Here is a 21,345-nt window from a genome sequence, read left to right as displayed (position 1 = left end):
CTTATACCGCCGCCACATACCGTTGACGCCACAGACGTGGCGTCATTCCGGTCTCTTTGGCGAACACCACCGAAAAATAGTTGCTGTCTTCAAAACCGCAGTGCGCGGCGATATCGCTGATCAGCATTTCACTGTGCCGCAGCAGGTACTGCGCCTGACAGATACGCAGTTGGCGCAAATACTGGTTGATGGTCATCCCGGTTTGCGAACGGAATAGCTGACGCAGCGGACGCTCCGCCACCTGGTGATGACGACAGAAATGCGCTAAATCGAACGGCGACGCCAGGCTGTTTCCCAGGGCGGCGATTAATAAATCAAGCTTTTCTCCTTCGCACACGCCATCGGCGCTCACCGACTGATAGCGATGGCGGCGCAGCGTAATAATGAGCTGTAAAAACAGGCTTTCCGATAAGCAACGGGACAGCGCATCCCCTTTGTGGCTTTCATATTCAAGTTGACCGATAACCTGCCGCGCCTGCGCCATGCCGTGGCTGCTGAGTCGCCAATGCCGATCGTCGCCTGGCGCGTGACCGCTTTGCAACAGCCCCTGCCAGTCGACATTCAGTTGCAGCCGCTCCGGACAATAGATGATGTTATGCAATACCAGATCGTTCACCGCTTCATAGCTATGGCGATCTTCAGCCCGAATATAAAACAGATCGCCGCAGGTAATGCGGTAAGGACGGTCATTAAGCACATGCAGACCGTTACCGCGCCATACCAGCACCAGCTCGCAAAACTCATGGGTATGTTCGGCAAACACATTTTGCGGATAACGATCCGCCACCGCCACCGATTGCGTATCGAAAGCGAAGAAGTCGCTTTTTTTCAGGATTAACCGACCAGACACCGCGCCCTCCGCCTCAACCAGGATAGTCAGAAAGTATTGCGCTTTTTGATCTAAAAAACGGTGACTGATTTCGCGTTACTGCCGTTCCCTGTCCTGCCCGTGGCGAATGGCGCTCGGCGAATACGAAAACTCGCGCTTAAACAGGGTGGAAAAATGGTTGCTGTCGACAAAACCGCAGCGAAAGGCGATATCCGTGACGCTCGCGTCAGTCTGACGCAGTAAATGCCGCGCCTTGAGCAACCGGAAACGATTGAGATAGCGTTGCGGCGTCAACCCCGTTTGCTGTTTTAACTGGCGGTGCAATGTGCGTAATGACAGCATGAACCGCTCCGCCAGCCGTTCCCAACAGATCTCGTCGGCGTAGTGCTCTTCCAGCCAGGCGATTAAATGGTTGAGCCGTCCGTCGGCGTCATTAATGTTATCCGCCAGGCTGCTTTTGCGTAACAGCACTAATAGCTGCATAAACAAAATTTCGCGGTTGGCAATCACGTGCGGGTCAACCTCATCACCCAGCAATTCCAGTTGATCAATCAACTCGCCAATCTGCTTCAACACGCCCTGATTCACGCGCCAGTGCGACAGGTAATTCCCCTCTCGTTCCTGCGGCAATAACCGCTCCAGCCCGCTCAGAAAGCTGAACGCGTCCGGCGCGCGGTACAGTACATTGGTCAGGCACAGGTTTTCCGTATGTTCATACAGATGCCGATCGCGATCGCGGACAAAGCAGATGGAACCGCTGCTCAGCGTATAAGGCTGATCGTTAAAAATATGGGTGCCATTACCCTGCTCGACAATCACAATTTCGAAGAAATCATGGTAATGCTCAGGGAACGCCGACTGGGGGAGACGCGGCTCAATCGTAATCGACGCTTTTCCCGAAGGGAAAAAATCAACGCTCTGTAATAGCATGCTTGTCGTCTCCGCCCTGGTTGAATGTCGCCTTGATGGTAGAGAACTATTCTCAATCGCACCATGAATTTTCAACGCGAAAACGCGTAAATCCTGCACGTTTTTTAAGAAAGCCAGGAAATTACTCGGAAATGCGGCCAACGTCACAGGATGTGACGATGACCGATAAATGACATTTTGTGATGTCGCTCACATTCATCTTTGCCTCTTTGCCACCGCGATCTGCGGGATGTCCGTAATACTAAGGTGAGCAGGCAAGGATCTTTTTAGACTGATGGCAATGATTCATAGACAAGGATCTCCATCATGACTCTCCGCCATTGTGTAGCCGTCGACCTGGGCGCGTCCAACGGCCGCGTTATGTTGGCGCGTTACGACAGCGCCGATAACAAACTGACATTGCGGGAAATTCACCGTTTCATAAACAGCCTGAAACGCGTCGATGACCATGACATCTGGGATGTGGACGCGCTTGAGCGCGAAATCCGTTTCGGGCTGCAAAAAGCCTGCGATGAAGGCGTCGCCCTCGACAGCATCGGCATCGATACCTGGGGCGTCGATTACGTGCTGATCGATAAACAGGGTAACCGCGTCGGCCTGCCGATCTCTTATCGCGACAACCGCACCGATGGCATCATGGCCCGCGCCCAGCAGGAGCTGGGCTGCGACGAGATCTACCGCCGCAGCGGCATTCAGTTTCTGCCCTTTAACACGCTGTATCAGTTGCGGGCGCTGGTCGAGCAGCAGCCGGCGTTGCTGGATAAGGTCGCCCACGCGCTGTTAATGCCGGACTACCTCTATTACCGCTTAACCGGCGCGCTGAACTGGGAATACACCAACGCCACCACCACGCAGTTGGTCAACATCAACACCGACGACTGGGACGACCGGTTGCTCGACTGGGCGGGGGTGCCGCCAGGCTGGTTCGGGAGCCCGACGCATCCGGGCCGGATATTGGGTCAGTGGCGATGCCAGGCAGGCAGGCCGATCGCGGTAATATCGGTCGCCACCCATGATACCGCCAGCGCCGTCATTGCCGCGCCGCTGGCGGACCAGGACGCGGCCTATCTTGTTTCCGGCACCTGGTCGCTGATGGGATTCGAGAGCAAAACGCCTTATACCAGCGAAAAAGCCCTGGCGGCCAATATCACCAACGAAGGCGGCGCGGAAGGCCGTTACCGCGTGCTGAAAAACATTATGGGCCTGTGGTTGTTGCAGCGGATCGCCAAAGAAATGGCGGTAAGCGACCTGCCGGATCTGATCCGGCGCGCCCGGCACCTTCCCGCCTGCCGTTTTGTCATCAATCCGAACGATGCGCGTTTTATCAATCCGCCCAGCATGAGCCGGGAAATTCAGGCCGCCTGCCGCGAAAGCCGGCAGCCGGTTCCGACAACCGACAGCGACGTCGCTCGCTGCATTTTCGACAGTCTGGCGCTGCTCTATGCCGAGGCGCTGAGCGAACTGGCCGAGCTACGCGGCCGTCCGTTCACCGGGTTGCACATTGTCGGCGGCGGCAGCCAGAACCATTTCCTCAACCAGCTTTGCGCCGACGCCTGCGGCATTCCGGTCAGCGTCGGGCCGGTCGAAGCGTCCACCCTCGGCAATATCGGTTGCCAGCTCATGGCGCTGAACGACATCGCCGATGTGGATGCGTTCCGCACGCTGGTCGCTCAAAATAGCGAACTCACGCATTTCCAGCCCGATCCAGAGAGCGATATTGCGCGCTTTGTCGCTCGCCGCCATCAAAATCGTCAAACACGTAAGGAGCTTTGCGCATGACTACTTCTATTCATCAAGCCTGGGAACTGGCAAAACAGCGTTTTGCCGCCGTCGGCGTCAATGCCGAGGAGGCGCTGCGCCAGCTCGATCGTCTGCCCGTTTCCATGCATTGCTGGCAGGGAGACGACGTCGCCGGATTTGAAAACCCGGAAGGCGCCCTGAGCGGCGGTATTCAGGCGACCGGCAACTACCCGGGGAAAGCGCGCAACGCGACCGAACTGCGGGCCGATCTCGATCGGGCCATGAGCCTGATCCCCGGCCCGAAACGCCTGAATCTGCACGCCATCTATCTGGAAGCCGAGCCGCCGGTGGATCGCAACGAAATCAAACCCGAACATTTCAAAAACTGGGTGAGCTGGGCGAAAAGCAACCACATCGGGCTGGACTTTAACCCGACCTGTTTTTCCCATCCGCTGAGCGCCGACGGCTTCACCCTTTCTCACCGCAACGACGAAATCCGTCAGTTCTGGATCGACCACTGTAAAGCCAGCCGTCACGTATCCGCTTACTTCGGCCAACAGCTTGGCACGCCGTCGGTGATGAATATCTGGGTTCCGGACGGCATGAAAGATATCACCGTTGACCGCCTCGCTCCGCGTCAACGCCTGCTGGCCGCGCTGGATGAAATCATCGCCGAAAAACTTGACCCCGCTCATCATATTGATGCGGTTGAAAGCAAACTGTTCGGCATCGGCACGGAAAGCTATACCGTTGGCTCCAATGAGTTCTACTTCGGCTATGCCGCCACCCGCCAGACCGCCCTGTGTCTGGATGCCGGCCACTTCCACCCGACGGAAACCATCGCCGACAAGATCTCCAGCGCCATGCTTTATGTGCCGCGTCTGCTGCTGCACGTCAGCCGGCCGGTACGCTGGGATAGCGACCACGTGGTGCTGCTGGATGACGAAACCCAGGCCATTGCCAGCGAAATTGTGCGTCACGATCTGTTTGAGCGGGTGCACATCGGTCTGGACTTCTTCGACGCCTCCATCAACCGTATCGCCGCATGGGTGATCGGCACCCGCAACATGAAAAAAGCCCTGCTGCGCGCCCTGCTGGAACCGACCGCGCAACTGCGCCAACTGGAGCAGGAAGGCGATTACACCGCCCGCCTGGCCCTGCTGGAAGAACAGAAATCCCTGCCGTGGCAAGCGGTGTGGGAAATGTATTGTCAACGTCACGACACGCCGGTGGATGCCTCCTGGCTCACCACCATCCGTCATTATGAACAACAGATTTTAACCCAGCGTTAAGGAGCACTCATGCAACGTATTCTTTCTTCATGGTTTATTCAGGGCATGGTGAAAGCCACCGGCGATATGTGGCTGAAAGGCTGGGACGAACGCAACGGCGGCAATATCAGTCTGCGTCTGGATGCCGCCGACGTGGAACCGTATCGCGACGAGTTTTACTCCTCGCCTCGCGGCGTGGAACTGAGTCAGCCCGCCGCCGCGCTGGCGGGTTGCTGGTTTCTGGTAACCGGCTCCGGCAAGTTTTTCCGCAACGTCCAGCTTGACCCGGCGGATAATCTGGTACTGCTGCGCGTCACCGATGACGGCATGGCCTACCACATTCACTGGGGGCTGACCCACGGCGGGCTGCCGACCTCCGAGCTGGCGGCGCACTTCCAGTCTCATGCGGTGCGCAAACAGGTTTCCGGGGATAAAGACCGCGTGATCATGCACTGTCACGCCACCAATCTGATCGCCCTGAGCTATGTGCTGGAACTTGATGCCGTCAGCTTTACGCGGAAATTATGGGAAGGCAGCACCGAATGTCTGGTGGTATTCCCGGATGGGATCGGCATTGTGCCGTGGATGGTGCCGGGCACCGACGGCATCGGCTCCGCCACCGCCGAACAGATGCGTTGCCACAGCCTGGTGCTGTGGCCGCACCACGGTATTTTTGGCAGCGGCCCGACGCTGGATGAAACATTTGGCCTGATCGACACCGCTGAAAAATCATCTGAAATTCTGGTGAAAGTGCTGTCGATGGGCGGCATGAAGCAGACCATCACCCGCGAACAACTGATTGCCCTCGGCGAACGTTTCGACGTGACGCCGATGGCGCAAGCGCTTAAGGATTAACACCATGATTGTTATGTTGCCGCAACCCAACGTTAGCCCGCGCCGTAGCGGTGTTGCGCGCGCGGGGGATATCGGGAGGCGTGATGATTCGTAAAGCCTTTGTGATGCAGGTCAATGCCGATGCCCATGAGGAGTATCAACGCCGTCATACGCCGATTTAGCCTGAGCTGGAAACCGTGCTTAAACAGCACGGCGCCCATCACTACGCCATTTATCTCGATGCCGGGCGTAATCTGCTTTTCGCCACGCTGGAGATTGAGTCCGAAGCGCGCTGGAATGCGGTCGCGCAGACCGATGTCTGCCAGCGTTGGTGGAAGCATATGCGCGACATTATGCCCAGCAATCCGGACAACAGCCCGGTCAGTCAGGAACTGAAAAACGTGTTTTATCTGGCGTAAACCCCTGTTTGCGGTGAAGGCCGCCGTCCCGTTGGCAGGGCGGCGGCGCTTGAACGTCGGGCGCGTGCTACGGCATGACTGGCACGGCGCCGCCTACCCCCTCGCTAATCCGATCATAACCACAGCCTGATATGATGATCGCCCTCCACTAAGGCAATGCTTACCTTGCCTTCCTCGATAGAGATCGCCGCCTCATCCAGCACCGCCAGTGAAATACCCCGGCATCGGTGATGTTCATTCACCACGCTAATCTGATAATGACATTCCCCCAGCGTGATTTCCGCGGCGAAATCAGTCCAGTCATCCGGGATACACGGGTTGAGCAACAACCGATCGCCTTCCCGGCGAATCCCCAGAATACCCTCGACGCCCGATCGGTACATCCATCCTGCCGAGCCGGTATACCAGGTCCAGCCGCCGCGTCCGACATGCGGAGCCACCGAATAAACGTCCGCCGCGATAACGTAAGGTTCGACCCGGTAGCGGGCAACCTGCGCCGGCGTCGAGCCATGATTAATCGGGTTGAGCAGCGCAAACAGTTCCGCGGCCTTATTGCCCTCCCCCAACTGGGCAAACGCCAGCACCGACCACATGGCGGCATGCGTATATTGCCCGCCGTTTTCCCGTAGTCCGGGCGGATAGCCCTTGATATAACCGGGATCGTGCGCGGTGCGATCAAACGGCGGGGTAAACAGCAGGGCCAGAGCGTCCTGGCGGCGGATCAAATGCTCCTCCAGAGAAGCCATCGCCGTCGCCGCGCGTTGCGGATCGGCGACGCCGGACAACACCGCCCATGACTGGGCAATCGAATCGATGGCGCACTCATCGTTGTGGCGACTGCCAAGCCAACTGCCGTCATCAAAGGTCGCACGACGATACCAGGCGCCGTCCCATGCCGAATTTTCAATGGCCAGCCGCACCGACTCGGCGTGACGACGCCAGCGCAGGGCGCGTTCCGCATCGCGGGTATCGGCCAGCGGCGCGAAGATGGCGATAGTGCGAATAAGCAGCCAGCCAAGCCAGACGCTCTCCCCTTTTCCGCCTTCCCCGACGCGGTTCATGCCGTCGTTCCAGTCTCCCCCGCCGATAAGCGGCAGCCCGTTGGCGCCCGTCAGCAGCAGGCACTGATCCAGACCGCGGGCACAGTGTTCAAACAACGTCGCCGACTCGGCCGAAGGCATCGGCTGGAAGAAGGCATCGTGTTCACCCGGCGCCACCGGCGGCCCTTCCAGAAAACCGACCTGTTCGGCAAGCACGCCGTGATCCTGACTGACCTGAATATAGGTCGCCGTCGCAAAAGCCAGCCAGACTCGATCGTCGGAGATATGCGTTCTCACCCCGGCGCCGGAATGGGGCAGCCACCAGTGCTGGACATCCCCCTCGGCAAACTGGCGGCCGGCGGCCCGCAGCAGGTGGCTGCGCGTATCCTGAGGGCGGGAAAAGGTTAATGCCATGCCATCCTGTAACTGATCGCGGAAGCCGTACGCTCCGCTGGCCTGATAAAAACCGCAGCGCGCCTGAATACGGCATGACAGGGTCTGATAGAGCAACCATCCATTGAGCATAATATCCATCGCGCGATCCGGCGTTTTCACCTGCACCGCGCCGGTTACCGCTTGCCAATGCGCTTCAACTTCGCTTAAAACCTGCTCCAGGTCGATCTCCCGATATTTCTCAATCAGGTTTCGGGCCGGTTCCACCGCCGCGCTCTGACCGAGAAGCCAGACGATCTCCACCTGCTCGCCGGGGGCGATGCTGATGTGCGTCTGCAAGGCGCTGCAAGGATCGTACCCCGCCGCCGTATTTCCCGACAGCTTGCTTCCGTCGATCAACGCGGCCGGCGCGCGCATGTGCCCGTTACGCCCCAGAAACTCCGTTCTGTCGGCGGTGAACGACGACTGCCAGCCGGATAAATCGGCAAACCCGACGCGCCCGGGGAAAGCGCCGGACCACGGGTTATTGACCAGCATCGCGCCGGTCTGCGGATCCACCTGACTTAACAGATAGGGGGCGCTGCCGCTGCGAGACGATCCCAAAACCCATTCGGCATAGCCGGTGACGGTCAGTTGGCGTGTTTGCATTGAGGTATTATGCAGGCTCAGCCGGGATATTTTTATCGGATCGGCCAGCGGGACGAACTGTAATAACGCCAGCTCGATGCCATTGGCATGGTGAGTAAACCGGCTATAGCCAAAACCGTGTCGGGCAACGTAGCGCCCGCCGTCGTTGATCGGCCATGCCGTCGGCGTCCACAGCACGCCGCTGACATCATCATGCACATACAGCGCCTCGCCGCCGGGATCGATCACCGCATCATTTCCCCAGGGGGTCAGCTGATTTTCACGGCTGTTCTCCGCCCAGGTGTAACCGCTGCCCTGCGCCGACACCTGAAAGCCGAACGTCGGGTTGGCGATAACGTTAATCCACGGCGCCGGCGTGGCGTGTTCCGCGTCCAGCACCGTGACATACTCGCGTCCCTGACGGGCAAACCCGCCCAATCCGTTGAAGAACTCAAGCGCCTCAGGCTGCGGCGTCTTGTCCGGCACGCTGACTTTCGGCGTGTGCGGCGGACGCGGTCTGGGCGGCACATAAGGGATAAGCGCCAGTTGATGAGAGAGCGGTCCCCGACGGGCGATCAACGATACCCGGGCGACCGATAACAGCAGGGCGCGTGATTCCGTCGACATTAAATCGGCCCGTAGCGCAAACACCTCGCCGCGCGTTGACGCGACGCCCAGACGCGGCCCCGACTGGCTGCTGCGGATCGCCGTCTCGATGGCGATCTGCAAATCCTGAATATAGGAGGATGAGCGTTCGTTGACGATGACCAGATCCACATTCAGCAGTTTCAGGCGCCAGTATTCATGCGCCCTCAACAGTTGATGAACCTGCGCCATGTCGTCGATATCATCAATGCGCAGCAGCACGATCGGCAGATCGCCCGAAATGGACATCGACCACAGGCCGGATTGCTCGCCCGCGCCATTGACTATCGATTCGGACGGCGCCCGGAAACGCGGATCGGCATAGAGCACCGGCGCCGCCAGCCGCTGGAAATCCGCGGCCTCTTCGGCTTTGACGCCAAGATGGCGCAACTGCACCTGAGCCTGAGTCCAGGCAAAGGTTTTATCGCGTTCAAAGGCGCTGCGATCGTGATGTTTATCAATCACATCAATCAGTTCATCCCGGGAAGCGGCGACCACGGTCCAAAACGCCAGACGAATGGTTTTCCCCGCCGGGATACGCACCCGCTGTCGCAGTGAAAAGATCGGGTCAAGCACCGTGCCGGTGGTATTGGACAACGCCTGATGACCCAAAATCGCGTCCGCCGTCATCACCGACTTGCCATGACCGATAAAACGGGCCCGATCCGACTCATACTGCATTTTGCTGCCGATAGCCCCTTCCAGCACCACAAAATGCGCCGCCCACACCGGCGGTTCATCCGGCGTGCGCGGTCGGCGGGTGGCGATCAATGCGGAAAATTCGTCCAGATATTCCGTCTGCACAAACATACGGGAAAACGCGGTATGCGCGCTATCGGCGGCCGGCGGCGCCAGCACGATTTCCGCGTAGGAGGTCAGTTCAATATCCCGCCGCCGCCGCCCGCTGTTGGTCAGGGTGATCCGCCGCACTTCGCCATCGCTTTCTCCCGACACCAGGACATCCAGTGTGGTCGTCAGCGTGCGTTCATGGCGGATAAACGAGGCGTGATCTTCTCCGAAAATCACATCGTAGCGATGCGCCGGCGCGCCGATAGCGCTGCTGATGATACCGGACGGCACGGGGAGATTTCCCGCCGATTCGCTTAACTGACGTTGCTCGCCGGCCGACCAGATCCGGCCGCTGCGCATATCGCGCAGCAGAACAAAACTGCCCCAGCTATCCCGGGTGGTGTCTTCCTGCCAGCGCGTCACCGCCAGCTCGCGCCAGCGGCTATAGCCCGATCCGCTGGTCGTCAGCATCACCGCATAGCGGCCGTTGGAGAGTAAATGGGTGATCGGCGCCCCTGTCGGCATGGCGGAAAAACGCCGCAAGGTGGCGGTTTCATTGCGGCTTTCGCCTCCGCTGACCTTGACATCGTCAGGCTGCGGTTCAGCGATAGCCACATGCGCCGGCAGGCTTTCCTGCAACAGTAATTCACATGACTGAATCACCGGCTCGCGGTGGAACCGGCTGCGCATATTGCCGTCATGCAGGGTGTTGGCGATGGCAACCAGCGTCATGCCCTGATGGTGCGCCATAAAGCTGTAAACAATGGCGACCTTTTTATTATCCGGCAGACGCGAAGGGGTAAAGTCGAGCGCTTCATAAAACCCATAACGGCCCGACGCCCCCATTTCGGCTAAACGCGCGTAGTTTTGGCAGGCGGCCAGCGGATCGACCATCGTCGCCAATCCGGTTGCATAAGGCGCCACCACCAGATTGTCCGCCAGCCCGCGCTTCAATCCCAAGCCTGGCACGCCAAAATTGGAATACTGATAGGTAAAATCTATATCACGGGCATTATAGGCCGACTCGGAAATGCCCCAGGGAACCGATAAGGCGCGCCCGTAGGCCTGTTGATGGGCAACGATCAGACGCGTCGTCTGCTCCAGTAAACTCCCCATCGGCGCACGCATCACCAACGACGGCATCAGGTATTCAAACATCGAACCAGACCACGACATCAGCGCCGCCCCCCGACCGGTAAGCACCGCCGCGCGTCCCAGACGGAACCAGTGGCGGGTGCCGACGTCGCCTTTGGCGATGGCGAACAGGCTCGCCAGCCGGGCTTCGGAGGCCAGCAGGTCATAGCAGCTGACATCAAGCTGATTTTCCGTCATTAAATAGCCGATCGACAACAGCTTGCGTTCCGGATCGATAAGAAACGCAAAATCCATCTCCATCGCCATCCGGCGCGAGCGAACGGCCAGATCCTGCAAGCGCGCGGTCAGCGCTTCGCGCTCGACGGCGGAACAGCGATGTTCCATTTCATGCGCCGCCAACATCGACCGGGCGGCGTTTATCCAAAAAAGCGGCTCGGCGATAGGCTCATCAGCCTCTTCATCATCGCCGCGCGGCAACAACGTGTCGGCCCGCTGTAACAGCTGATCCAGTTGCAGAATCGCTTCCGATAACAGACGTTCAGGCGGCAACGAACTGTTCAGCAGCGCGTCAATTTTCCCCAACCGCTGGAGTAACGAGAGTTCCCCCTGCGTTTCCCGGTGCAGAAACAGCGAGTCCCGAATCAACTGGAGGTGGTCGGCTAAGGGCTGACGACAATCCTGCGCCCAATGCGCTTCCTGCCATAACTCGCAGGTATTCGCCAGTACGATCAGGTTGCCCGCCAGATTGCCGCTATCGACGGAAGAGACATAAGCCGGAAGCAGCGTTTGCAAATCCCGGGTGTCGTACCAGTTAAGAAAATGGCCTTTAAAGCGCTGTAAACGATCCAGTGTCGTGAATGTCGCTTCCAGGCGTTCGATCGCCTGGGCAATGCCGATCCAGCCGAAATCTCGCGCCGCCACCGTGGAGAGTAAATACAGGCCGATATTGGTCGGCGACGTTCGGTGAGCGATCACCGGTTTAGGCTGTTCCTGGAAATTATCCGGCGGCAGATGGTGTTCCCGCGCGGTGACAAAGGTTTCAAAAAAACGCCAGGTTCGGCGCGCGATTAAGCGCAGCGATCGCTTGTCGGACTCGCCGATATTTTCCTGCCGCGTAATGGAACGCTCCCGGCTGACCCACAATGCCAATGCCGGCGCCGCGAACCACAACAACGCCAGCGGCAGCCACAGCGGCCAATTCCACGGCGCGACCGCCAGCGATCCCCCGACCACCGCCATGCTCAGCAGCAGGCCGCCGACCATCTGATAATAAAAACCCGCCAGCGTCAGCCGCGGGCGACGCCCCGACTGCGCGGCGGTCGTCCACTCCAGCAGATGCCGTCGGGTGATGGTCAGTCGGATCAGGGTGCGAAACAAGGCATCCAGCGCCCGCCAGCTATGATCGGCAAGAAACGCCAGCGAGAGCAAGACCTGCATAGCCGCCAGTTTCAGATCGCCGAACAGATGCCGAAAAGGATGGCTTTGAGTAAACGACTGCCGTCCGGTCAGCCCCCGCCAGCAGCGGGAAACCACATCCCATATCGCCGGCAGGCAGGCTGGAAACGCCAGCACCAGCAGCACCATGACAAACCCCTTCCATGCCAGCGACAGCGGCAGGACGCCGCAGAAAAATAGCATCAACAACAGGCTGGGCGCCAACAGCGAGCGGCGCAGATTGTCGACCATTTTCCAGCGCCCCAGCGCGGATAACCGCTCCGCCCTGCCGGCGTTCGTCCGCGCCTGTCCCAGGATCCACGGCAGCAGTTGCCAGTCGCCGCGCGTCCAGCGATGTTGCCGTTTCACGATCACGTCGTAACGGGTGGGAAACGCCTCCACCAACTCGACGTCCGACGCCAGTCCCGAGCGGGCGTAAACGCCTTCAAACAGGTCATGGCTCAGCAGGCTGTTTTCAGGAATGCGATCCTGCAATGCCCGTTCAAAGGCATCGACATCGTAGATCCCTTTTCCGGTGTAGGAACCTTCGCCGAACAGATCCTGATAAACATCCGACACCGACGCCTCATAAGGGTTGATGCCGCCCGGGGCGGAGAAAATACGCTGATACAGCGATCCCTCATGTCCGGCAGGCAGAGAGGGCGTAATGCGAGGTTGCAGAATGGCATAGCCGGCGACGATACGTCGCCCGCCGGCATCCCAGCGCGGCTGGTTAAGCGGATGCGCCATTTTGCCAATCAGTTTTAAGGCCGCGTCTCTGGGTAAACGGGTATCCGCGTCCAGCGTAATGACATAGCGGACATCGGCCGGCACGTTAATGGGGAGCGAGTCAACCGGGATAAAACTGGTATCGGCGGCGCCGCGTAACAGGCGGTTAAGCTCATGCAGTTTTCCCCGTTTGCGCTCCCAGCCCATCCAGATCTTTTCACTGGTATTGAACAGTCTTCGGCGATGCAGCAATAAAAAGCGATCGCCGGCCGGCCCGGGGCCATAATGGCGATTCAGTCGCTGTATCGCCTGAGAGGCCTGCGTCAACAGATGCCGATCGCCCGCCACGCGTTCGGTTTCGGCATCCACGCCATCCGTCAGCAAGGCGAAAGTAATATCCCCCAGGCCGCCGGACAAATAGTGGACTTCCAACTGTTCGACCTGTTGCAGAATATCCTGCTCGCTGGTGAGCAAGGTGGGTATCACCACCATCGTCCGGCAGTGCGTCGGCACGCCTTTCAGCAGTTCCAGCCCGGCCAGCGGCGCGGCGCCGAACAGACAGGCCACCAGCCGGTTAACCCAGGCCGTCGCCACTTCGGAAAACGGGATCAGGCAGATCAAGCCGATAAATATCAGCCAGGCGCTCGCCACGGCAGGCGATGACAGCACGAATAACGCCGCGGCGAGCAATAGCGCGGTGAAAAATCCGATGGCCCCGGCGTAGCCCGCCATGCCGACGCGCAGCGTAAAGCGGTTGAAACGCAGTAACAGTTCCGGTCGAAATCCGATGACCGCTTCAAGCTGCGGGCGTCCTTCCGCAATCAGGTAATACCCGGGTTCGCGCTTGCGGTCGTCAAGATCGCCGGCGGACGACGCATCAGGCCCCTGCTGCGCCAGCAACAGCGCTTTTTCGGCGATATCCAGTTCCGTGCACGGGGCTTGCCGCGCCAGTTGTTCGATGGCGCTGCGGTACAGGTTCCGGGTGGTAAAATCCATCTCCGCAAACGCGCTGCCGGCCCGCAAACGCGCATCCACCAGACTGACGCTTTCAAAAAACGTCGCCCAGTCGATATCGGAAATCAATCGCATGCTGGTAATGATGTTGCGCACGGTGACGTTAGACACGCCCAGACGCTGCTGCGCGTTTTGCACTACATCATCCATCGAGCGCCCCTGCTGCCGCAGACGATGTTCCAGCCACCCCAGCGCCGGGGTGGTGCGCGGATCCTGATCGCGTAACCGCTTCACCAGTTGAGCCGCGAACGTCTCGGATAGCGGCTCATCGTTATGACGGGCAATCTCTTTCGCCAGCGCGGCTTGTCCATCCTCGGCGCTCAAAAGATTATTCGCGGCCTGCTCGGCCTCGGCGCGCGCCAGACGCCCTGCCGTCATCTGGTCGGCCAGACGGCGCAGATTTTCTATCAACACGATGCGCAGGGTAATGGCGACAGCCCACAACTCGCCGATCGTCAGCGGCTGCACGCCTTGATAAGCGGTGATGAAACGGCGTAACGCCTCCGGATCGACATGACTGTCGGTATGGGCGATAAACGCCCATACCAGACCAAAGACTCGGGGATATCCCGCAAACGGCCCCTGCGATAATTTAGGCAACTGTTGGTAATAGCGCGGCGGAAGATCCTCGCGGATTTCACGGATCTGCGCGGCCACCAGATGGTAATTATCCAACAGCCACTCCGCCGCCGGCACTACGCTGCCGCCTTTTTCCAGTTCGGCGGCGCTGGCGCGGTAGGCGGCCAATAACACGTTGGCATTGTCATTCAGGCGATGATGTAAAGATAAAACGGCGGGCGGCGAAGAGGTTACCGGTTGAGCGGCGGCAAGCGTGCGTCCGTGCTGTTCCAGACGCTCCATGCCAAACAGCTCGCCTCTCACCGGCCGGATATCATGCCAGGGCGGCGAGGGTTTATGCAGAAAAATAAGCGCTCGGGTGAATATGTTCATAATCGCCTTTTAGCCTGAACGCAAAATCCGCGCAGGCGGTATTGAAGGTAACGTCCAGAAAGCTGGCAGACCGTATTGGCGCAGGAATGTCGGCACTTATATATGTATATGCAATGTGACCCGCTCATGTCAGTCGCGGGCCATAAGAAAGGCAAAGAGAATTAAGTGTAGTCGATAAATGCCATACCGCTGAACATTTATGCCGCGGCAGGATCACTTTCAGATCAGGATTGGCCCGCGCACTGCATCTTTACGCATCGATTAAAGCGGAAAAACCACTGGCTAGAACGGTAAAGATTAAATATATTGCATGACATTCGAATTAATATTTCTATGGTAAGGCTGGATTAGAGTATGGGGAAAATATGGTCTGTGTTCACCCTGTTTTTACTCTTCACCACGCTCGTTTCAGCCAAGGCGGATCCATCCAAACTAAGAGATGAAATGTCGCGGGTATCAGCCGATCAACTCTATCAGACAGTGGCGGGTATTATTAGTTATTCACACTGGCCGACGCAGAATAAGCTTCCTACTCTGTGCATATTTTCTTCCGCCTATTTCCTGTCCACGCTGACAGCGCCGCCACTCTCGCAAAAGAAGCCGACCTTTCATTCCGTCATATTGAATAAAATTCATGATTTCTCTCCATCACGCTGTGATGCTGTCTACTTCGGACAGGAATCCGTTTCAGAACAGATAAAAATAATCAATACAGCTCCGGCGCATCCGTTATTGACGATTACTGAACAGAATCAGGAATGTATTTATGGTAGTGCATTTTGCCTGATATTCTTCAATAAAAAAGTGAGTTTTTCCGTCAATTTAGACTCTCTATCCAGAACCGGCATCAGGGTTAACCCTGAGGTTTTAATCCTCGCACGTCCACAGAATGGATATCATGAATAAACAAGGGATTTTTTCTTCTGATTTAGCAAAAAAAATAACTTTCAGGTCGGCGTTGACCCGTATCAGCACAATAAGTCTAATTATTACGATGACCGCTTCATGGATGTTGATCACTACCGCTTCGCTGATTGCCTTTAAGCAATATTCTGGAAAAAACCTGCAATTGATGGCCTATACGCTCAGTCAAAGCGTCGAAGCCGCGGTGGTATTTCAGGATGGAGTAGCAGCTAAAGAAATATTGACCAGCCTGGGTAAAAAGGAGCAATTTACTACTGCCATCGTAACGGATAAGCAAGGAAAAATATTAACCGAATGGCGGGCCAATGACAGCATTTCAATGGATCATGTCGATAAAATGATTATTCATTGGTTATTTCCGAATTCGGTAATCCAACCCATTTATCACCGGGGCGAATTCGTCGGGAAAATCGAGATTTCAGGCGCGGACGCCACAATTAAACAGTTTGTTTACTTCTCATTAACCGCGCTCACGCTGTGCGTTATATTAGCTTCTATTCTGTCTATTTTTATATCCCGACGTTTGCACCGCGGGCTGATTTTCGCCCTGCACAATATTGCCGACGTGGTGCATGACATCAGGAAAAATCGTAATTTTTCTCGCCGCATACCGGCGGGTAAAATCGTGGAAATCGATCTGTTAAGTAAAGATATTAATAGCTTGCTTAGTGAAATCGAACATTGGCAACACAAACTATTGAAAGAAAACGACTCTCTGCTGAAGCGTTCGCTGAGCGATCCCCTGACGGGATTAGCCAACCGCGCGGCCTTTTGCAGCGCGCTGGAAGGATTGCTCAGTGATAAAGAAAGAAAATCACAACTCGCATTACTGTTTATCGATGGCAATCGATTCAAAGATATTAACGATACCTATGGACATGCCGTCGGGGATGAAGTTTTAATCACCCTGGCCAATCGCCTGTTGTCTTGCGTCGGTAAAGAATCGCTGCCCGCGCGACTGGGCGGCGACGAATTCGCGCTGATCCTGCTTTCTGAATCACAAAACAGGGACAATATTGATCGCGTCATACGGAATATATATAAAAAAACCAGTGAACCAATCTGTTTACCCGGCGGAATTAATATTACAATGACGCTAAGCATCGGTGTGGCAATTGCAGACAATGACTCAACGCTGAAATCAGTGATGGAGCAAGCAGATAAAAACATGTATCTGGAAAAACAAAAGCATCATAATGCTCTAATTACATAGAACATAAAAACAGGAGGTTTTATGAAAACAGGTTTTATATCAACCCTGGCGATAATAACGGCTTTTGGAATAACAGGATGTCAATCACCACCGAATAAAAAATTTACCCCAGAGCAAATTTCCGCACTACAATCCCAGGGCTTCAAAAATACCGCAACCGGCTGGACATTAGGCTTCCCCGAAGCAATATTATTTGCCAATAATAAGTCAACGCTAACGGCGAAAAGTAAAGCGTCCATTCATCATATCGCCGCGGCTTTATGTTCGGTGGGGTTACTGCATGCCAGGATGGATGGTCATGCGGACAGCACCGGCGAGAGCAGTTATAACCTGGCATTGTCGCTCAGACGGGCAAATACCGTTGCGGATGCCTATGCCAAAAGCGGCAATATACCGCGCAGTCATTTAACCACCCGGGGATTTGGCGATAAATATCCTGTCGCCAGCAATAATCATGCTAAAGGACGTGCGGAGAACCGGCGGGTAGCGATTATTATCACCGCACCTCGATGATTTTAATTATTGACGCCGCCGGAAAAAACTATCGCTAATATTAAACAGCTGTTGAGCTGCCTCATAATATTAACCTCTGTTTATTATTAGCAATAGCTGATATAAATAACCGCCGAAATAACCCGTGCGGTTATTTTACCCTGAATAAAGTCATTGCATCATATATAGGACTATGACTCATGATTTACACTCATCGACTCAATACGGACAACGCTCCCCCATTCATCATGCCAGACGCGCTGTATATGGTTACGGTTAAGCGTATGAATATGATTAGTCTGGATAGCAAAACTCTGGGCGACTTCTTCAGAGTTTAACCCGTCGTCTCGGGTACGGCGTTCAATCCGAAATCGGTACTGATTGTATTTTGCCCAGCCAATCAGCAGCAGCGCATTGAAAATACCAATGGCAAAATACAGGGAAAATGTATTCAGCTCGATCGGCAAAACGCGTGACTCCACCCACGGGGAGCGCTGTACTATTTCCAGCACGCCCTCCGTCATTAACCCAATAAATCCGCACCAGCCGCATAACGACATCAAGAAATCGATCAACCTCGGAAACAGACGTTGCTCGGTAAAAATCAACGAAGAATTCATCAATTATCCCTCCTTTTCAATACCGCGATCGGGGCTTTCCCAGCGAGCACGCTGGCGTCGCGCTTTCAACATCACTTTCGGGAAACTCACCAGGCTGGTAAATAAACTCAGCATCCAATAAACCATCGGATACCAGATTATCCAAAAAAGCGAGCGTCCCATGTTTTTCTCGTAACGCCTCTCAATCAGCAGGCTAACCGTAAATTGCAATAAACAGGCGGCGGCAAGCACCATGCCGGTAAAGGCCGGCGGAAACAGATTTTGCACCTGAATTCTGCCCGGCAGGTCAATCATCAGCCCGAGTAAAAACAGCACGATGCTGATTGCATAGGTGAAAGCCCAAATCGTCGAAATGCTGTATTCAAAAAACAGCGGCCAGATGCGGCGATAACGCCAGGACCATAAATTACGCAGGTTCTTCAAAAACACTTCCGCCCCGCCCTGCGCCCAGCGTAAGCGCTGTTTCCACAGCCCCTCCAGCGTTTCCGGCATCAGGATCCAGCACAGCGCCCTCGGCTCAAAAAATATCGACCAGTGACGTAACTGCAATTTCCAACTGATGTCGATATCTTCGGTGATCATATCCGGACTCCAGTAGCCGACGTCAGCCAAAGCCCGGCGACGGAATGCCGCCACCACCCCCGAAACGGTGAAAATCATGCCGTAAATGCGCTGCGTGCGCTTGATCAGGCCGATAATCGATGAAAACTCACCGACCTGAACGCGCCCGATCAGCGTCGATCGGGTACGAACGCGCGGGTTGCCGGTCACGGCGCCCACCCGCGGATTATCAATCAACGGCGCGACCAGATAAGCCACCGCATCGCGATCCAGAAGCGCATCGCCGTCAATGCACACCAGCAAATCGCTTCTGGCCGCGGCGGCCCCCGTCTGCAAAGCCACCGCTTTACCCTGATTATTCGCCAGATGTATGACGCGCAATTTGTCATACTCATTCGCGAGTTGATTCAACACCTCCGCCGTATCGTCTTTCGAACCGTCGTTGATGGCGATCACTTCAATATTCCGATAGCGCTGAAACAACGCCGCCTCAAGGGTTTCTCGTGCATTAGGCCCCTCGTTGTAGCAAGGGATCAAAATAGACACCAGCGGTTCGCCTTTAAGCTCCGGCGGAGCGACATCCTTGCCCCATCGCCAGTGGCGCTCGTAGTGAAACCAGAAATACAGGCCGCCGGACATCCACAGCCCCGACATAAACAGCGGCCAGAGAAAAATGAAGTACAGCAAGACTTCGCCGGTGAAAGTGAAGGTGATCCCCAGCGGGATGCTCAGCACCAGGCATAAGATAAAGAAAGCGACAATACGGTCTATCATGGCTGCGGATACCATCCTGCTGAAAATACCGGGCGAATCATCTTCAGCTCCGGCTTATTGTTTAAGAAATCATCGGGGTAATAGCCATAACTCTGCGCGCCGTTAAGCTGTAGGCACTTCATCCACTGGGCCACCAGCGCGCCGTTTAACCAGTGTTCTTTCCGGGTACGCCAATCTTTGGCCTGAAGCTCGAATACCGTTTTATTCAACGCGCCCGGTCGCTGGGCGACGGCATGCACCAGTTTTTCCAGCCAGGCGTTACTGTTTTTTAACGACACGTTCTCCATCAGCGGCATGGCCATGGGCGCCGTCCAGTCATAAGCCGCCAGAAAATCATCCAGATTTTGCGCAAACCACTCTTCGCTTTCAGGCTCCAGGATCGGCATCGCATAGATATTGCGGGCCGTTTTAATCTGCGGCCCACGGACGGCGCGCACATGCGCCGCCAGCGTCTGGGTGAATTCAATCAATGCGGTACTTTTAAAGCGTGTCCACCGGGATAAAAGCTGCGGATCGTGTTGAATGGCGGCGATGGAATCTGGAAATCCCGCGGCCTGATAGGCTTTTAGCGCATCGGCGCTGGCATCTTCATCTTCGGCGAGTACCGCATCGTCGTGGAAAAGAATGCCGTTAAACGACGCGTGCGATGCCAGATCTTCATAGATATCAATGATTCGCTGTTTATTCTCGCTGTTCCAGGGCGACAGGCGTTTATACTGCTGCGCGTCTATACTGCGTTCGCCGCTCTTGAGATCGATTTTTTCAACCCGCGGCATCGTCTTATCGTTAAAGTCAAACGCCAGCACCGGCATCCAGGCATAGACAGAAACATTGGCGCGCGTGGAGAGTTGCCAGGCGACATGATTAAACAAGTCGGCTCTGACCGGCAACCAGCGATTGGGAAAATAGAGCTCCTGCACATTCCCATCGCCGTTGGGATCGGCAAATGCCTGCAAGAAAACCGTATTGATGCCGAGATCGGCGACGCGTTGCACCAGTTCGTCCAGATTTTGCGTTTGCTGTGCCGGGTCGGGATCGTAAACATAGTCCAGATCGATATGCGCCACCCGCATAATCTCCTGCGCCCGTTCATCAACCACCATCTGCGCAAACTGTTTGATATCCGGGTTATTGGCGACAAGCAGACGCGGCACATTATCCGTCGCTTGTACTGACGACATCCCTTGCTCAAGCGTCAAAGCCATCTGATAGCCGCGCTGCTTGACAATCTTCAGCGCCTCGCCCCCTGCGGCGCCATAAGGCCAGACCCAAACCCGGGGCGCTTTACCGGTTGCCTCGGTAATTCGCCGGGTGATCAGATCGATATCATCGCCGATGCGCCGACGATATTCCGCCAGCGTTTCATACCGATTTTGATGCGGGTAATAGAGGCGGTTAACCGCATGCGGCTCCAGATTGCCCTGCGGATTCGCCACATCCCCCTTATGTTGCGCATAGGTGTGCGCACCGACTTCCACCAGGCCGGATTGCGACATTTCACGCACCTGCCGCCAGAAGAGGAAACGCTCGCGCGGCACCTTTTGTCCGCCGAAATCCACCGGTTGATCCGCCGGGGTATCCAGCCAGTCCCCCACCGGGGCCAGCACCGCCGGCCAGCGATACGCCTGCAACAAGGGATACACGCGGTGATAAAAACTGCTGTAGCCGTCATCAAAGGTAAGCAACACCGCTTTCTCGGGCAGCGGCCGGCCGCCGGCCTGCGCGCGGAGAATATCGTCAACCGATATCGGCTGATAGCCATTTTCCCGCAGCCAGACAAACTGTTCATTCAGCGCGCTGGTTCGCACCGACATAAAGCGCTGATCCGCGGCATCGTCCTCAACATCATGGTAAGCCAGCACAATGTAATGATTGGCGGGCCATACCTGCTCTTTATCCGAAAGGGGGCGCTCAGACGGCGCGACAAATGCCGGACGGTCGGCCTGCGAGCAGGCGGCGATCATCAGCATACCAAGAGTAATCAATAAATAACGTAAACGTATCAAAAGCATCATCAGCCC

General features: G+C 56.3%; 12 protein-coding genes and 3 pseudogenes. 7 read left to right on the top strand and 8 right to left on the bottom strand.

Annotated elements, in window-relative coordinates:
- Nucleotide 1 precedes the first annotated feature (1 nt).
- Nucleotides 2–850, bottom strand: coding sequence for an HTH-type transcriptional activator RhaR (rhaR, locus tag HOY33_RS04725; RefSeq protein ID WP_330527373.1), 849 nt, complete (start codon nt 848–850; stop codon nt 2–4).
- A 75-nt stretch (nt 851–925) separates the two neighbouring features.
- On the bottom strand, nt 926–1,759 hold the full coding sequence (gene rhaS, locus HOY33_RS04720; protein ID WP_172289064.1) for an HTH-type transcriptional activator RhaS: 834 nt from the start codon (nt 1,757–1,759) through the stop codon (nt 926–928).
- 306 nt (nt 1,760–2,065) lie between these two features.
- Between rhaS and rhaB the strand changes: the two genes are divergently transcribed.
- From rhaB to rhaM, 4 genes and pseudogenes are all read left to right on the top strand, one after another.
- Nucleotides 2,066–3,538 carry a rhamnulokinase gene (gene rhaB, locus HOY33_RS04715; RefSeq protein WP_172289063.1) on the top strand — a complete coding sequence of 491 codons (1,473 nt, stop codon included), beginning with the start codon at nt 2,066–2,068 and terminating at the stop codon, nt 3,536–3,538.
- A complete protein-coding gene (locus tag HOY33_RS04710) occupies nt 3,535–4,791 on the top strand; it encodes an L-rhamnose isomerase (protein ID WP_172289062.1) in 1,257 nt (418 codons plus the stop codon). The genes rhaB and HOY33_RS04710 overlap by 4 nt, the downstream gene beginning before the upstream one ends.
- Before the next feature lie 9 nt (nt 4,792–4,800).
- Entirely contained in the window at nt 4,801–5,625 is an 825-nt protein-coding gene (gene rhaD, locus HOY33_RS04705) for a rhamnulose-1-phosphate aldolase (protein WP_172289061.1), read from the top strand.
- 83 nt (nt 5,626–5,708) lie between these two features.
- Nucleotides 5,709–6,023: pseudogene (gene rhaM, locus HOY33_RS04700) on the top strand (L-rhamnose mutarotase).
- Between the two features lie 113 nt (nt 6,024–6,136).
- Here rhaM and HOY33_RS20785 read toward each other — a convergent pair.
- The 3 genes and pseudogenes from HOY33_RS20785 to HOY33_RS20775 all read right to left on the bottom strand — a co-directional run.
- A pseudogene (locus HOY33_RS20785) lies at nt 6,137–8,446 on the bottom strand (GH36-type glycosyl hydrolase domain-containing protein); the annotation flags it as partial.
- Nucleotides 8,447–8,895: 449 nt separating this feature from the next.
- The gene (locus HOY33_RS20780) at nt 8,896–9,009 is read right to left on the bottom strand and encodes a hypothetical protein (protein WP_370541604.1); all 114 of its coding nucleotides are present in this window, start codon (nt 9,007–9,009) and stop codon (nt 8,896–8,898) included.
- Nucleotides 9,010–9,238: 229 nt separating this feature from the next.
- A pseudogene (locus tag HOY33_RS20775) lies at nt 9,239–10,849 on the bottom strand (glucoamylase family protein); the annotation flags it as partial.
- Nucleotides 10,850–15,094: 4,245 nt separating this feature from the next.
- Here HOY33_RS20775 and HOY33_RS04690 point away from each other — a divergent pair.
- From HOY33_RS04690 to HOY33_RS04680, 3 genes are read left to right on the top strand one after another with little or no spacing between them, the layout of a single operon-like run.
- Nucleotides 15,095–15,646: a YfiR family protein gene (locus tag HOY33_RS04690; RefSeq protein WP_172289059.1), complete on the top strand. Its 552-nt coding sequence runs from the start codon at nt 15,095–15,097 to the stop codon at nt 15,644–15,646.
- Nucleotides 15,639–16,877, top strand: coding sequence for a diguanylate cyclase domain-containing protein (locus HOY33_RS04685; protein ID WP_233356301.1), 1,239 nt, complete (start codon nt 15,639–15,641; stop codon nt 16,875–16,877). Before HOY33_RS04690 ends, HOY33_RS04685 begins: the two co-directional genes overlap by 8 nt.
- 21 nt (nt 16,878–16,898) lie before the next feature.
- Nucleotides 16,899–17,390, top strand: coding sequence for an OmpA family protein (locus tag HOY33_RS04680; protein ID WP_172289057.1), 492 nt, complete (start codon nt 16,899–16,901; stop codon nt 17,388–17,390).
- Between the two features lie 170 nt (nt 17,391–17,560).
- On the opposite strand, the gene pgaD is transcribed toward HOY33_RS04680, so the two are convergent.
- Genes pgaD through pgaB form a run of 3 tightly spaced genes read right to left on the bottom strand, consistent with a single transcriptional unit; the run spans nt 17,561 to nt 21,336 of the window.
- Nucleotides 17,561–17,989 carry a poly-beta-1,6-N-acetyl-D-glucosamine biosynthesis protein PgaD gene (gene pgaD, locus HOY33_RS04675; RefSeq protein ID WP_172289056.1) on the bottom strand — a complete coding sequence of 143 codons (429 nt, stop codon included), beginning with the start codon at nt 17,987–17,989 and terminating at the stop codon, nt 17,561–17,563.
- 3 nt (nt 17,990–17,992) lie between these two features.
- Nucleotides 17,993–19,324, bottom strand: a complete 1,332-nt coding sequence (gene pgaC / locus HOY33_RS04670) for a poly-beta-1,6-N-acetyl-D-glucosamine synthase (protein ID WP_172289055.1) — start codon at nt 19,322–19,324, stop codon at nt 17,993–17,995.
- Entirely contained in the window at nt 19,321–21,336 is a 2,016-nt protein-coding gene (gene pgaB / locus HOY33_RS04665) for a poly-beta-1,6-N-acetyl-D-glucosamine N-deacetylase PgaB (protein WP_172289450.1), read from the bottom strand. The genes pgaC and pgaB overlap by 4 nt, the downstream gene beginning before the upstream one ends.
- Between the last annotated feature and the right edge of the window lie 9 nt (nt 21,337–21,345).

The sequence above is a fragment of the Brenneria sp. hezel4-2-4 genome (assembly GCF_013155275.1).
Lineage (GTDB): Bacteria > Pseudomonadota > Gammaproteobacteria > Enterobacterales > Enterobacteriaceae > Brenneria.
This window is presented reverse-complemented; position numbering and strand designations above follow the sequence as displayed.

Coding starts and splice junctions, on each gene's coding strand:
- rhaS (WP_172289064.1), bottom strand. CDS start 1,759: ATGCTATTACAGAGCGTTGATTTTTTCCCTTCGGGAAAAGCGTCGATT.
- rhaB (WP_172289063.1), top strand. CDS start 2,066: ATGACTCTCCGCCATTGTGTAGCCGTCGACCTGGGCGCGTCCAACGGC.
- HOY33_RS04710 (WP_172289062.1), top strand. CDS start 3,535: ATGACTACTTCTATTCATCAAGCCTGGGAACTGGCAAAACAGCGTTTT.
- rhaD (WP_172289061.1), top strand. CDS start 4,801: ATGCAACGTATTCTTTCTTCATGGTTTATTCAGGGCATGGTGAAAGCC.
- HOY33_RS20780 (WP_370541604.1), bottom strand. CDS start 9,009: ATGGCGCGGGCGAGCAATCCGGCCTGTGGTCGATGTCCATTTCGGGCG.
- HOY33_RS04690 (WP_172289059.1), top strand. CDS start 15,095: ATGGGGAAAATATGGTCTGTGTTCACCCTGTTTTTACTCTTCACCACG.
- HOY33_RS04685 (WP_233356301.1), top strand. CDS start 15,639: ATGAATAAACAAGGGATTTTTTCTTCTGATTTAGCAAAAAAAATAACT.
- HOY33_RS04680 (WP_172289057.1), top strand. CDS start 16,899: ATGAAAACAGGTTTTATATCAACCCTGGCGATAATAACGGCTTTTGGA.
- pgaD (WP_172289056.1), bottom strand. CDS start 17,989: ATGAATTCTTCGTTGATTTTTACCGAGCAACGTCTGTTTCCGAGGTTG.
- pgaC (WP_172289055.1), bottom strand. CDS start 19,324: ATGATAGACCGTATTGTCGCTTTCTTTATCTTATGCCTGGTGCTGAGC.
- pgaB (WP_172289450.1), bottom strand. CDS start 21,336: ATGCTTTTGATACGTTTACGTTATTTATTGATTACTCTTGGTATGCTG.